At 58.0% G+C, this 12668-nt stretch carries 14 protein-coding genes; 8 read left to right on the forward strand and 6 right to left on the reverse strand.

The genetic code is table 11. The features are described from left to right. Window positions 1-92: 92 nt before the first annotated feature. Together J7399_RS08400 and J7399_RS08405 are read left to right on the forward strand one after the other, a co-directional pair. Window positions 93-1040 carry a hypothetical protein gene (locus tag J7399_RS08400; protein WP_209085260.1) on the forward strand — a complete coding sequence of 316 codons (948 nt, stop codon included), beginning with the start codon at window positions 93-95 and terminating at the stop codon, window positions 1038-1040. Next, window positions 1037-1588 carry a hypothetical protein gene (locus tag J7399_RS08405; RefSeq protein ID WP_209085261.1) on the forward strand — a complete coding sequence of 184 codons (552 nt, stop codon included), beginning with the start codon at window positions 1037-1039 and terminating at the stop codon, window positions 1586-1588. The genes J7399_RS08400 and J7399_RS08405 overlap by 4 nt, the downstream gene beginning before the upstream one ends. Before the next feature lie 127 nt (window positions 1589-1715). Here the strand turns inward: J7399_RS08405 and J7399_RS08410 are convergent, their stop codons facing one another. Beyond that, window positions 1716-3491 (reverse strand): HAMP domain-containing methyl-accepting chemotaxis protein, encoded by a 1776-nt coding sequence (locus J7399_RS08410; protein ID WP_209085263.1) that lies wholly within the window; start codon window positions 3489-3491, stop codon window positions 1716-1718. Between the two features lie 287 nt (window positions 3492-3778). On the opposite strand from J7399_RS08410, the gene J7399_RS08415 reads away from it, so the two are divergent. The 6 genes from J7399_RS08415 to J7399_RS08440 all read left to right on the forward strand — a co-directional run bounded on the left by J7399_RS08415 (window position 3779) and on the right by J7399_RS08440 (window position 9202). Beyond that, entirely contained in the window at window positions 3779-4150 is a 372-nt protein-coding gene (locus J7399_RS08415) for a DUF4189 domain-containing protein (RefSeq protein WP_209076504.1), read from the forward strand. A gap of 86 nt (window positions 4151-4236) precedes the next feature. After that, a complete protein-coding gene (mtgA, locus tag J7399_RS08420) occupies window positions 4237-4962 on the forward strand; it encodes a monofunctional biosynthetic peptidoglycan transglycosylase (protein ID WP_209085265.1) in 726 nt (241 codons plus the stop codon). 70 nt (window positions 4963-5032) lie between these two features. Next, window positions 5033-5698: a glutathione S-transferase family protein gene (locus J7399_RS08425; protein WP_209058445.1), complete on the forward strand. Its 666-nt coding sequence runs from the start codon at window positions 5033-5035 to the stop codon at window positions 5696-5698. A gap of 85 nt (window positions 5699-5783) precedes the next feature. Continuing rightward, the gene (queG, locus tag J7399_RS08430) at window positions 5784-6827 is read left to right on the forward strand and encodes a tRNA epoxyqueuosine(34) reductase QueG (protein ID WP_209085267.1); all 1044 of its coding nucleotides are present in this window, start codon (window positions 5784-5786) and stop codon (window positions 6825-6827) included. Window positions 6828-7007: 180 nt separating this feature from the next. Further along, complete coding sequence (locus J7399_RS08435) at window positions 7008-7715, forward strand: transporter substrate-binding domain-containing protein (RefSeq protein ID WP_209085269.1); 708 nt, start codon at window positions 7008-7010, stop codon at window positions 7713-7715. Between the two features lie 158 nt (window positions 7716-7873). Continuing rightward, entirely contained in the window at window positions 7874-9202 is a 1329-nt protein-coding gene (locus J7399_RS08440; protein ID WP_209085270.1) for a DUF2793 domain-containing protein, read from the forward strand. 233 nt (window positions 9203-9435) lie between these two features. On the opposite strand, the gene msrA is transcribed toward J7399_RS08440, so the two are convergent. The 5 genes from msrA to J7399_RS08465 all read right to left on the reverse strand — a co-directional run bounded on the left by msrA (window position 9436) and on the right by J7399_RS08465 (window position 12600). Then, window positions 9436-9936 (reverse strand): peptide-methionine (S)-S-oxide reductase MsrA, encoded by a 501-nt coding sequence (msrA, locus tag J7399_RS08445; protein WP_209076515.1) that lies wholly within the window; start codon window positions 9934-9936, stop codon window positions 9436-9438. Beyond that, a complete protein-coding gene (msrB, locus tag J7399_RS08450) occupies window positions 9933-10385 on the reverse strand; it encodes a peptide-methionine (R)-S-oxide reductase MsrB (protein ID WP_209076517.1) in 453 nt (150 codons plus the stop codon). Before msrB ends, msrA begins: the two co-directional genes overlap by 4 nt. Window positions 10386-10521: 136 nt before the next feature. Beyond that, on the reverse strand, window positions 10522-10929 hold the full coding sequence (locus J7399_RS08455) for a thioredoxin family protein (protein ID WP_209076519.1): 408 nt from the start codon (window positions 10927-10929) through the stop codon (window positions 10522-10524). A 15-nt stretch (window positions 10930-10944) separates the two neighbouring features. Then, the gene (locus J7399_RS08460; RefSeq protein WP_209076521.1) at window positions 10945-11658 is read right to left on the reverse strand and encodes a cytochrome c biogenesis CcdA family protein; all 714 of its coding nucleotides are present in this window, start codon (window positions 11656-11658) and stop codon (window positions 10945-10947) included. Between the two features lie 57 nt (window positions 11659-11715). Further along, window positions 11716-12600, reverse strand: coding sequence for a DMT family transporter (locus J7399_RS08465; protein WP_209085271.1), 885 nt, complete (start codon window positions 12598-12600; stop codon window positions 11716-11718). Between the last annotated feature and the right edge of the window lie 68 nt (window positions 12601-12668).

Consider the following 12668-nt stretch of genomic DNA (forward strand, 5'->3'; position numbering starts at 1 on the left):
CCAACATCTTATGGTTGTGTCTCTGCGGTGTATGTGTCACCAAAAGACGGGTATTTGGGGCGTTTTCGCGCTAGCATAAAGAGGAATTTTACTTGCCTGATATCGGTATAAAGATCTACAAAATTCGATTGTTTGATGGGAATCATCGTGGAGTTAAGTTCACCACCAAAGGAGATGGGTCACTGGTGCAAGCCCACCTCAAGCACTGCTTGGGGCGAAATGTTCTCTACCGAAATTCTCTGAAGAAAAGGACTTACAGGTCAGAGCTATTGCCGGACGGATCGGACTTCTTTCATGGTAATATCCAATACGGCATTTATGGTATTGCTAGTAATATTGCTCGGGGCGCAATAACTGACGCCGATGAAATTTCTGAAGGCGAAAACGAGTTGGAGGTCGTTGAGAGGGACGTAGACGATCTGGAGGAGATTCCGATCTACTTTCAGTGCTACTTCCCCCCTAACTCGAAAAATGGGTACATCGCATTTCAAACATATCAAACCAGATCGTGTGCAGGTCTTGTGTTGGGGCATCTTGTAGGGGAGTTTAATAGAGCCTACGAATTGCAAGAATTAAAGATGACAGCTTCGAAAGTAATGCTGTCGGGAGAACATGACCCGGTCGTGAGAGATGCTCCTGTAAAAGAGTTGACGTTGATCAGGAATAAAATGAAAGCTGACCCTTTTGATGCGTATATTGCGGATCATGTTGAAGAAATAAAGTTAAAGATGACGATAGCCGCTGCTGGCCGTGGGCGTTCACTGGGTAGATATATTGGCTACTTTAATTCTTACCAGAGTCAAAAAGATGATATTTTGATATACGATGGAATTGAGTTCGAAAAAGCCGTTGCCTTGGTGGATCTAGGGCGTAACAAGAGACGAAAAGTAAACCTTATTGGTTACGATAGTAGCGCTGGATCGGTCGAGATATCTGATCTTATCGAGTACGACGAAAGAGAATTTCCAATTATAGAGACCATGACACCGGTATTCCGAGAGAGTATTGGTGATATCGCTCTAAGGCTGGAGAATCCATGATACCTCCAAAAATCAACGTAGCTTGTATAGTTAGAGGACAACTAGGGACGCTTGGCGGATCTTGGTGGGCTACGCTTGTAGACATTTTTACTTTTCTACTATTGCCCATTGGCGCTGGCGTAGCGGTTGTCGTATTCGGCATCGATTTAGATGCTGATACATATGGATTTGCCCTTACGGTCTTTTCAATTTTTTCAGCTCTCTTGATAACCGTGCAAATTGCGATCTATGGTATCTACAGTAAGCAGCGTGATCATATTGCTTTTTTAGATGCCAAGGGGGATTCAGATAAATCGATTGGAGAATCGATTTTGATTAACCGTTACGAAAAGAGAGCTGAGAAGTTCGCGTTGTTGAATGCGAATATTTCATATTTAACCTTGCTCTCCTGTGTTTGCGCCTCTGTTTTCTTGTTGTTTGTAGCTTTCGATTTTCCTGACAGTTTTGAAAAATTCGCATCGGTATTTGTGTATGTTCACTTCTTTTTTTCTCTTGTGATGGTTTTGAAGCGATTTCATATAATATTTGAGGGGGAGTACACTGCTTAGCAATTTGAGTTAACAATCCCGTGTTTGTTATTTTGAATGTAAGCTTTAGATTTTCTTTCTATTTTGAGCGCCAATTTGGAAATTGATTTAGCTCACTTGGGTGTTGGCTCCGAGGTTTGGGCCCCGCTCAAGCCGACATCCTTTCAGGCTTTTCCTCCTCCACCGGACGGGTCTTAAATGTCCCCACCAGCTCGGTGAGTTGCACGGCATTCGTATTCAGCAGATTGCTGGCCGCTGTGGTTTCCTCGACCATGGCGGCGTTTTCCTGGGTCACGTTGTTGAGCTGATTGACCGAGGCGTTGATGTCGCCCAGCGAGGCGGCCTGTTCCTTGGCGGATTGGTGAATGTCGGCGACCATTTCCGCGATGCCTGAGACATGATCCACAATCGCGCCCAGTGACGCGCCGGTGCGGCCCACAAGCTCGACGCCTTTTTCCACATGGTGGCTGCTGGTTTCGACCTGCTCTTTGATCTCGGACGCCGAAGTCGCGGCGCGCAGAGCGAGCGCGCGGACCTCAGACGCCACAACCGCAAACCCATTGCCCGCATCACCTGCGCGGGCGGCTTCGACCCCGGCGTTGAGCGCGAGCAGGTTGGTCTGAAAGGCGATGTCTTCGATGGTGCCGATGAACTGGCTGATCTCGGCAAAGGAGCGTTCGATTTCGGCCATGGCCTGCACGGTTTCGCGCACGATGTGGCTGCTGTCTTCGGCGTCGGCGCGGGCGCCCATGGCGGCGTCTTTCACGGTGTCGACGTTGCGGGAGGTGACTTTCACGCTGTCGGTGACCTGATCGATGCCGGTGGTGGTCTGTTCCAGCGTGGCGGCCTGACGTTCGGTGCGGTGAGCGAGCTCCTGCGTGGCGGTGTTGATCTCGGTGATCTCGGTCTGGATGTTTTCCGCCGCCTCGCCGACCTGCACCACCACATCATTGAGGCCGATGAGGGCGTCGTTGATCTTGTAGCGCAGTTTCTTGTGGGCTTCGGGCAGGAAGATATTCACGTCGTTGCGGAAATCGCCCTGGGCGAGATCGGTGAGCGCCTTGCTGAGGACATCCACCACCAGAGCGTTGCCGCGCTGGGATTCGGCCTCGCGTTCCTGCGCCTCAGCCCCGTCCTGCAGCCGCACGCGGAGCCGCTCTACGGTGCGGGCGATGTCGCCGATTTCGTCGCGGCGGCCGGTGTGCGGGGTTTGCTCGGTGAGCTGGTCTGCGCCGAGTTTGCCGATGGCGGTGTTGAGGTCGATGATGCTGCAGACGATGGAGCGGCGCAGGACGTAGCCGCCACCCATGCTGAGGGCGATGGCGCCGATCATGATCAGAGCAGCGATCAGGAAGGCGCGTTGTTTTGTGGCCGCGGCATCGGCGACAAAGGCGGCGGTGGAGGCGTCGGAGGCGGTGCGGATGGCGCTCAGAGCTTCGCGGATGTCGTTGAGCTGGGTCGGCCCGTGGGTGCGGAAGGCCTCGTAAGCAAATTCATGGCCGCCGTTGGCCGCCATCTGGAACACGCCAAGCCAGAGGGGACGCCAGTTTCCCACGGCGCTGCGCAGGTTGGCGATTTCTTCGGCGTTTGCGGGGGCGAGCTGTTCGATCTCTGTCAGGAGCGTGTTGATGAGCGCCTCGCTGGCCTTGGCATCCTCAAAAACGGCCTCATGGGTTTCTGCGGAGGTGTCGACCAGCGCTGTGAGCATGTCGCGGTTGATGGTCACAAGGTGGGTTTCGACTTCGCGCAGGGAGGCGGCGATCTGGTATTCTTTCTCAAACAGCGCTTCGGTGAAGCGGGTCAGCTGAGAGATTTCATAGGTCAGGGTCGCGCCGACAATGACTGTGGAACACAGGCAAATGGTCATGACAGCGGTGAGCTTGGCGCTGAGCTTTGAAACAAACTTCGGGGCAGATAACTTCATGAATGCGCATTCCAAACTTAGGACGTTTCGACAAATCTCTCATTGAGACAGCAGAGTACTTTCTGCCTCACGCTAGCTTAGGCCTACGGATTTCGTCCTAATTTCGGGTAAATGGGACTTTGGGGTTCAACCTAAAGGACGTGACGTGACAAAGCCTGCACGCCTTACTCAGGCATGTGTGTTGAGAGAATACGCCTTACCAAATCTTTACCGCATGAGGCCTAAGGTGGCCCAGTAAGTCCCGCGTGCACAGAATGTCGCGCCACCGTTGAAGATGGAGGTGACGCATGATGAAGCCATGGGGTGTTCTGTCGCTGATGATCGCAAGTTTGGCCTGCACAGTCCCAGTTGAGGCGCAGCAATGTGGCTTTGCACGCTGTTGGGGCGCTGTGGGGGTCGGGCCGGAGGGCGCGCGGGGCTATGCCTACAGCCAGTATTCCGAGGACATGGCGCGAGAGCGGGTGCAGGCGATCTGTGGCGACAACTGCGACACGGTGAAGACCTTTTTCAACGGCTGTGGAGCGATGGCGCAGGGTGATCGCGACCAATGGGGCTTTGGCGAGAGCCATTCGCGCATGGCCGCCGAGGATGTGGCGCTGGCCTTCTGTCAGAACTATGGCGCGGGATGCGAAGTTCGGGCCTGGGCCTGCTCGCCATAGGCGGCGCTTAGCAAAGCCTTGCGTGACTGTCTTGTCAGGGCGGGGCCGAAGCTCTACTCCCTATGCGTAAAACACGTGGCAGGGTCATGGCCAAGAGCAAGAAAAGAAGCAGCAAAAAGTCAGACGCAGGGCTGATGCAGCGGCAGTGGAAACGCCTGCGCTATTGGGTGCGGCGTTTGGCGATCTGGGGCACCGCTTTTGTGGTGCTGTCTGTGCTGCTTTATGCGGTGGTGAACCCGCCTTTTACATGGACCATGGTTGGCGAGAAGCGGCGGCTGGGTAGCATTGATCGGCAATGGGTTCCGATTGAAGAGGTTGCGCCGGTGATGCGCCGGTCTGTGGTGGCGGCTGAGGATGCGAATTTCTGCCTGCACTGGGGCTTTGACATGCGCGCGATCCGCAGCGCAATCGAAGAGGGCGCAGGACGCGGGGCCAGCACGCTGAGCCAGCAGACCGTCAAAAACGTCTATTTCTGGCAAGGGCGCAATTGGCTGCGCAAATCGCTGGAAACCCTGATGACGCCGCTGGTTGAGATGGCCTGGAGCAAGCGGCGGATCCTTGAAATCTATCTCAATGTGGCGGAGTTTGACGAAGGCGTCTTTGGCGTGGAAGCGGCCGCGCGGCATTACTTTGGTGTTGGCCCTGAAGATCTGACTGCGGTGCAGGCGGCGCGGCTGGCAGCGGTGTTGCCCAATCCGAAGGGGCGCTCTGCCAGCAGGCCCACGGCGGGGCTGCGCAAGCGGGCCGCCGCGATCCTGGATGGGGCGGCAACCATACGCGCAGACGGGCGGGATGCGTGTTTTGCGGATTGAAAAATGCGCCTTCGCAGGGCATTGAGGATCAAAGCCCAAAATCAGATTCAATTGCACTGTGACCTTGCTGATGAACCGTTTGTTCCACGTTCCCCTGTCTCCGTTCTGTCGAAAAGTGCGCCTCTGCATGGGGGAAAAGCGGCTTGAGGTGGAGCTGGTCGAGGAGCGCTACTGGGAGCAGGATCCGGATTTTCTGCGCCGCAATCCGGCGGCCAAAGTGCCGGTTCTGAAGATGGACGGAAAGATGATGGCCGAGAGCGGGGCGATCTGTGAGTATCTGGAAGAGAAATATCCGGAGACCGCGCTGATGCCCAAGGATGCGGATGGGCGCTATGAGGTGCGGCGTCTGGTGGCTTGGTTTGATGACAAGTTCCATCACGAGGTGACGTCCAAGCTGCTTTATGAGCGGGTCAATCGCAAGCTGATGGGCACAGGCTATCCTGACAGCACCAATGTGAAAGCCGGGGCCAAGGCGATCAAATATCACCTCGACTACATGCATTGGCTGCTTGATCACCGCCGTTGGCTGGCCGGGGATATGATGACGCTGGCGGATTTTGCCGCCGCTGCGCATCTGAGTGCGCTGGACTATATTTCCGACGTGGACTGGAACCGCTCTGCTGTGGTGAAAGACTGGTATGCGACCATCAAGTCGCGTCCGGCGTTTCGGCCGATTCTGGCGGATCAGGTGCCGGGTTTCCCGCCCCCGGCGCATTATGCGGATCTGGATTTCTAAGACCCGGGAGGAGGGGGCTGTCTGCCCCCTCGGCCTGACGGCCTCACCCCCGAGGATATTTGGCGAATGAGAAAGCCGCGCTGACATGTCCCATGAGCTGACAGACCGGATGAAGGCCGAAGCGCAGGCAATGGGCTTTGATCTGGCGCGGGTGTGCCGCCCGGATGCGGTGGGCCATGTGGGCGCGGATCTCGCGAAGTTTCTGGACAAGGGCTATCACGGGCAAATGGGCTGGCTGGCTGAGCGCACCCATTGGCGCAGTGACCCCAGCGTGCTCTGGCCTGAGGCGCGCTCTGTGATCATGCTGGGGGAGAGCTATACGCCCAAACATGATCCGACCGCCGTGCATGGGCAGGCTGACCGGGCGGCGATCTCGGTTTACGCGCAGAACAAAGATTATCACGACACGGTCAAAAAGCGGCTGAAGCGCTTGGCAAGGTGGCTGATTGCAGAAGCCGGGCCTGAGACGGAAGTGAAGGTTTTTGTGGACACGGCCCCGGTGCCGGAGAAGCCGCTGGGGCAGGCGGCGGGACTTGGCTGGCAGGGCAAGCACACCAATCTGGTGAGCCGCGATCTGGGCTCGTGGTTCTTTATCGGCTCGGTATTCACAACCGCCGCATTAGAGACGGATAAGGCTGAAATTGATCATTGTGGATCCTGCCGGGCCTGTCTGGATGCGTGTCCGACCAATGCCTTTCCCGCGCCGCATCAGATCGATGCGCGGCGTTGTATTTCTTATCTGACCATTGAGTCCCACGGGCCGGTGGATGAGGCGCTGCGCCCGCTTTTGGGCAACCGGATTTACGGATGTGACGACTGTTTGGCGGCCTGCCCGTGGAACAAATTTGCCCAGGATGCGCGGGAGATGAAATACCACGCGCGCGACGAATTGGTGGCACCGAAACTGGCAGAGTTGGTGCAGTTGCAGGATCAGGAGTTTCGGGCGTTTTTCTCAGGCTCTCCCATCAAGCGGATCGGGCGGGACCGCTTTGTGCGCAATGTGCTCTACGCCATTGGCAATTCGGGGGATGCCGCGTTTTGTCCGGTGATCGCTCCGCTGGCGCAGGACGCAGATGAGACCGTTGCGGATGCGGCGCGCTGGGCGCTGGCGCAGCTGCAAGCGGGGTGAGGTGTTGAGGGGGCATTGAAGGGCCGGAACGCTCAGAAGATGTGCGATTTTTATTGCCGGTGCGTTTCGGCGTGCGCTGCTCTTGGATCACCTTATGGGAGATTGATGCGGGTAACTTTCTCTTAGAAAAATCGTGGTTCGGTGGCGCCAATGATTAGACCCAAGAGGAAAGGAACGCCGATGCGCGCTTCGAAATTGGTATTCTCGTTGGCGGTTGCTGCTTTTGCGGCGCCTGCGGTTCACGCGGAAGCCTTGAAACTGACCACATTGGAGTGGCCGCCTTATGTGATGGCGGATGGCAGCGGGGCGAGCACTGAGGCGGTGGTTGGCGCCTTTGCAGCGGCGGGGGATGAGGCCACCGTGCAGGTGTTTCCCTGGAACCGTGCGGTGAATCTGGCGGCGAAGGACCCTGCCTGGGTCGGTGTGTATCCGGAATATTATGACGCGGGCTCTGATGCGGATGCGGGCGGGGACCGGTGCCTCTATTCGGCGTCTTTTGGCACCAGCCCTGTGGGATTTATCTATCGCACCGACGGCGGGTTTGACTGGGCCAGCCATGACGATCTGAAAGCCTATAGGATTGGCGTGGTGCAGGGCTATGTGAATGAGGCCACGTTTGATGCGATGGCGGCTGAGGGGGCGCTGACTGTGGATGCGGGGCCGACGGATGCGAGCAACGTCAGCAAAGTGGCGGCAGGCCGGATTGATGCGGCGGTGATTGACCGCAACGTGTTTGAGCATCTTGTGGCGACCGAGGCGAATCTGGCAAGCCACGCGGGCGCATTGGCGTTCCATGAGGTGGTGTTGGAGGATCACAGCCTGCATGTGTGCTTTGAAAACAGCGACAATGGCCGCGCGGCACGGGATCGGTTTAACGGCGCGCTGTAAGGTGAGCTGACCTCAAAAACGAGTGCCCCGTACATCTGGAGGTGTGCGGGGTTTTTCTTTGTCTGGAACACCAGCGCGCGGTGGTGTCAGGAAGTGTTGATCTCTTTTGCGCAGGGTTTGGGCAGTTTTGGCCATAACTGCCTGTGAAGGACCGCGCGATGCTCCAGAGATCCCCGAACCTCGATATGCCCTATATTCAGCCGTCGCAGGCGCAGAAGCATGTCACCCACAATGAGGCGATAGAGCAGTTAGATGCGTTGGTCGGGCTGTCGGTGAAGGCTTTTGATGCGGTGGAGCCGCCTGCCAATCCGGTGGAAGGGGAGCGCTATGCGCTTGGGGCAGGCGCAAATGGGGATTGGGCAGGGCAGGACGGGATGCTCGCGGTCTGGGCCAATGGCGGCTGGCTGTATCTGGCCCCGCAAGAGGGCTGGCGGGCCTTTGGCGAGGCGGAGCAGGCGTTGCGGATCTATCGTGGCGGGCAGTGGGCCGGGCTGTCCTTTGACCAGCTGGGGCTGGGGGCAACGCCGGATGCGGTGAACCGGCTGTCGGTAGCAGCAGAGGCGACGTTGTTTTCGCATGACGGGGCAGGGCATCAGCTGAAGCTGAACAAGGCATCCGCTGGCGACACAGCTTCGCTGTTGTTTCAATCCAATTGGACGGGCCATGCTGAGATGGGACTGGCGGGGGAGAACGATTGGTCGATCAAAGTCTCGCCGGATGGGAGCAATTGGACGACAGCGCTCAAGGTTGCGGCGGCGACGGGGCATTTGAGTGGGAGTGCGGTGCAGGCGGATGCGCTGGATGCCACTGTGGGACGGCTTCTGACGGTGGGTGGCTTTGGGCTTGGAAGCAGCGCAGCACCGGAGGTGACGGATCTGGATGCAGCGATTTCAGGTGGAATAGTCTCTGTTAATGCTGGCACGGCAGCCAATGTGCCGACAGGGTTGAGCGGGCGGCATGCGGTCTTTGTGGCGAAATCAGAATCCGATGGCGGGTTTCAGATGTTGTGTGATCAGAGCGGTGGGGCGCTTTTTCTGCGGCGGCTTGATGGTGGTGTTTGGGGCGCGTGGCAGCGGCTTTGGGACAGTGGGTCGCTGGTGGGCAGCGTGTCAGAAAGCGGTGGCGTGCCCACGGGGGCGGTGATCGAGCAGGGGAGCGGTGCCAATGGGGCTTTCACCAAATGGGCGGATGGGACGATGATCTGTACGCAGACGCTGGATCTGGATTTTGACGCGGTGCATCGGCTGGCCGCTGACTGGAGCTATCCGGCCAGTTTTGCCGCGCCACCTGTGGTGACAGCGACGCTGGATGGGGATGATCTGGCCGCCAATGCGACACCGGTTGCGAGCGAGGTCGGTGCCGTGTGGATGGAAGCGGTGGGCGCAAGTTCTGCGCGGGCGGCGCTGCACCGGATCAGTGGGCTGACGGATTTTGCGGCTGGAGATAGCGCACGGGTCTATCTGAGCGCGCAGGGGCGGTGGTTTTAGAGAAGAATCCCAATTGAGCCAGATTTCTTTCTGCAAAAAATAAATTGGAATTAGATTATTTCATTTCAGAGCATCGTCCAGAAAACCTGCAACAACTGTGGCGCCTCACTTAGACCGGCCCCCGACCCTGGGTGGGGGTCGGGGGCTGGTCGGCTTCGCCGCCCGTATGACTTGAATTTTTACGACTATGCTCTCAACAAAAAGCTCCAGCGCATTGGCTGGGGCGTTCAGGATTACCCTGCGCGTTTGGGCAGGACCCAGTCGGGGCGGGCGAAGTGGCAGGTGTAGCCGCCTTTGTTTTTCTCCAGATAGTCCTGGTGATACTCTTCGGCTTCCCAGAAGTCGCTGACGGCGGTGACTTCGGTGACGACTTTGCCTGGCCAGAGACCGGAGGCTTCGACGTCCTTGATGGTGTCAATCGCCATCTCTTTCTGCGCGTCATCCACATAGAAGATGGCGGAGCGGTAGGAGGTGCCGATGTCATTGCCCTGACGGTTCACCGTGGTCGGATCATGGATCTGAAAGAAGAACTCCAGAAGCTTGCGGAAAGAGGTTTTGGCCGGATCAAAGGTGATTTCGATGGCCTCGGCATGGGTGCCGTGGTTCTTGTAGGTCGCATTGGGGACATCGCCGCCGGTGTAGCCCACGCGGGTCGCCAGAACCCCATCCATCTTGCGGATCAGGTCTTCCATGCCCCAGAAGCAGCCGCCTGCCAGTACTGCGCGTTCGCTCATTGGTCGATCTCCTTTACTTGGTCGAGATAGGCGCCATAGCCCTCTGCCTCCATATCGTCGCGATGCACGAAACGCAAAGAGGCGGAGTTGATGCAGTAGCGCAGCCCGCCACGGTCGCGGGGGCCGTCAGGAAACACATGGCCCAGATGGCTGTCGCCGTGCTTGGAGCGCACTTCGGTGCGGATCATGCCGTGGGTGGCGTCGTGATGTTCGGTGACAAAGGCCGCTTCCACCGGTTTGGTGAAGCTGGGCCAGCCGCAGCCGCTTTCATATTTGTCAGAGCTGACAAAGAGCGGCTCGCCAGACACGACATCCACATACAGGCCGGGTTCTTTGTTATACAAAAGCTTGCCGGAGCCCGGGCGCTCTGTCCCGTTTTCCTGTGTGACCCAGAATTGTTCGTCATTCAGGGCTGCAATGGCATCCATATCACGTTTGTAGGTGGTCATTGGCCTCTCCTTCCCGCGCTGCAGCTTTGCAGCGGCGTGTCTCTTTTCTCCCTTGGAATATGGGAGATATGGAGGTGATGAAAAGGGGGATCACGCCAGCGTCATGATGACCGAGGCTGGCGTGGCGTTTGTGAGCTCAGGCGTTTGCGGCGCTGAGAGCGGTGTCCAGCAGGCCTTTGATCTGGGATTTGGAGGTGCCTGCAACGATGCGGCCCAGCTCCTGATCGCCTTTCAGCACCACCAATGTGGAGCGGCGCGGGATCTTGAGGCTCTTGGTCAGCTCCGCCTTGCGGTAGGTGTCCCAGTCGACCTTGATGAAGGTGATGGTCTCGCCATAGGCCGGGTTTTCTTCGATCAGTTCGTTGACCACGCGCTCTTGCGTGGCGCATGTGGCGCACCAGGTCGCGGAGAAATCAAGGAAGACGATGTCTCCTTTGGCGAGGTGCTGTTTCACGAGGCCTGGGGTGTAGTCGGTGGCGGCGCGGGCGGCAAAAGGCGCCAGAAGTGACGCGGCTGCGGCGGTCAGAAATGTGCGGCGGTGCATGGAAAACTCCTTTGATTAAACGGATACAGACAAGTCGATGAGCCATGCCGGCATGACGCTGAGCAGCCAGCCTTCGATCACGTGATGCAGGCTGAAGAAGAGCGCGAGGCCGGTGGCAAGGAAGATGGCGCCCATGATCGGGCGGGATTTCGCGGCGATGGCGCGCATGGTGGCCTGATGGCGGCCGATAGTGGAGCGCGCGCCGTAGCCAAGGCCCAAGATCAGCGTGGAGACACCGGCGGCAAAAGCGACCATGATCAGTGCCGCAAAGCCAAGGTTTTCCCCTTGGCTGGCCAGAGAAATGGCGCCGCCCAGTGTTGGGCCAATGCAGGGGGACCAGACCGCGCCCAAGAGCAGACCACCAAGGAACTGGCCGCGCAGGGTCGAATTGTCCACCGCGTCCATGCCGCTGTCTGCCTTGGCGGCGACACCGGCGGTGGCGGTGGAAAACGCCATGGAGAAGCGCGGAACCAGCAGGATGGCACCGAAGACGATCATCAGAACCGCACCGGCCTGAGACAGGGTTTCCGGTGTCAGTCCGATGGCATAGCCAAAGGTGGTCACGAGCATGCCCAGCACCACGAAGCTGATGCTCATCCCGAGGGCGAGCGCGGCGGGACCATGTTTGGAGGCTTGAAGGGCTGTGGCCAGAACAATCGGCAACACGGGCACCACACAGGGGTTGATCAGGGTCAGCAGCCCTGCGGCATATGCAAAGACAAATTCCATGGCCACCTTTTGCCAAGGTGGCGCTGTTCTGTCATGTGAAACCCGTCTGACAGGTGATCACGTGGTCGTGTGGATTTGTTTCGTCTGTTTGGAGAGTTGCACCGCGAGGATGCCTGCGCAGATGACGATCACGCCGATGATGTCGGTCATCTGGAGCCGCTCACCGAGCACAAATGCGGCGATGGCGACACCGAAAAACGGGTTTAGAAAGTGGAAGGTAGAGGCTTTGACGGCGCCGATGCGGCCCACCAGCGCAAACCAGATCCAGGTGGCGAGCAGGCCGGGGACAAGCACGGTGTAGGCGAAGGCGGTGATCATCACGGGGTTCCAGTTGAACGCCCAGGTCTCAAAGATCAGCGATGAAAAAAACAGCGTTATGGAGCCGACAAACATCTGCAGGCCAACGATCATCAGGACATTGCCACCACCGGAGGCATTGCGCACGGTGAGCGTGGCCACCGCGAGGGCCAGCGCAGCGATGACGCAGAGCAGCACGCCAAAGAGATCCACACCCTGCTGCAGGCGGCCGGCCATGATCAGGATTACGCCGCCAAAGCCGACGATCAGCCCGATGGCGGCAACAGGTGTCAGGCGCTCGCCCAGCACCGACCACCCCAGCAGCGCCACGATGAGCGGCATGGTGGAGGCAATGATGGAGGCCAGCGAGGCTTCGACCGTGGTCATGGCGGTGAAATTCAGACCCAGATACAGCGCGTTTTGGCAGAGGCCAAATATCAGGGTTGCACGCCATTGAGAGGGGGTGAGCTTCCAACTTTGCCCCAGCGCGCGGGCGATCAGCACGCCGATTGTGCCCGCCAGTGCAAACCGCAGAGACGAAATCGCAAGCGGCGGCGCGTCGGCGACAATAATGCGGGCGGAGGTGAAGGCTGAGGACCAGATCAGGGCAAACAGCAGCCCCATGCCTATTGCGCGAAAGTCCATCCAGCCGGTCTCAACTTATTGTATTGTGTGTAGGTTTTTTCGATGTAACCCCATCAGAGGTTGTGTCG

The sequence above is a fragment of the Shimia sp. R9_1 genome (assembly GCF_017743775.1).
Taxonomy (GTDB): domain Bacteria; phylum Pseudomonadota; class Alphaproteobacteria; order Rhodobacterales; family Rhodobacteraceae; genus Shimia.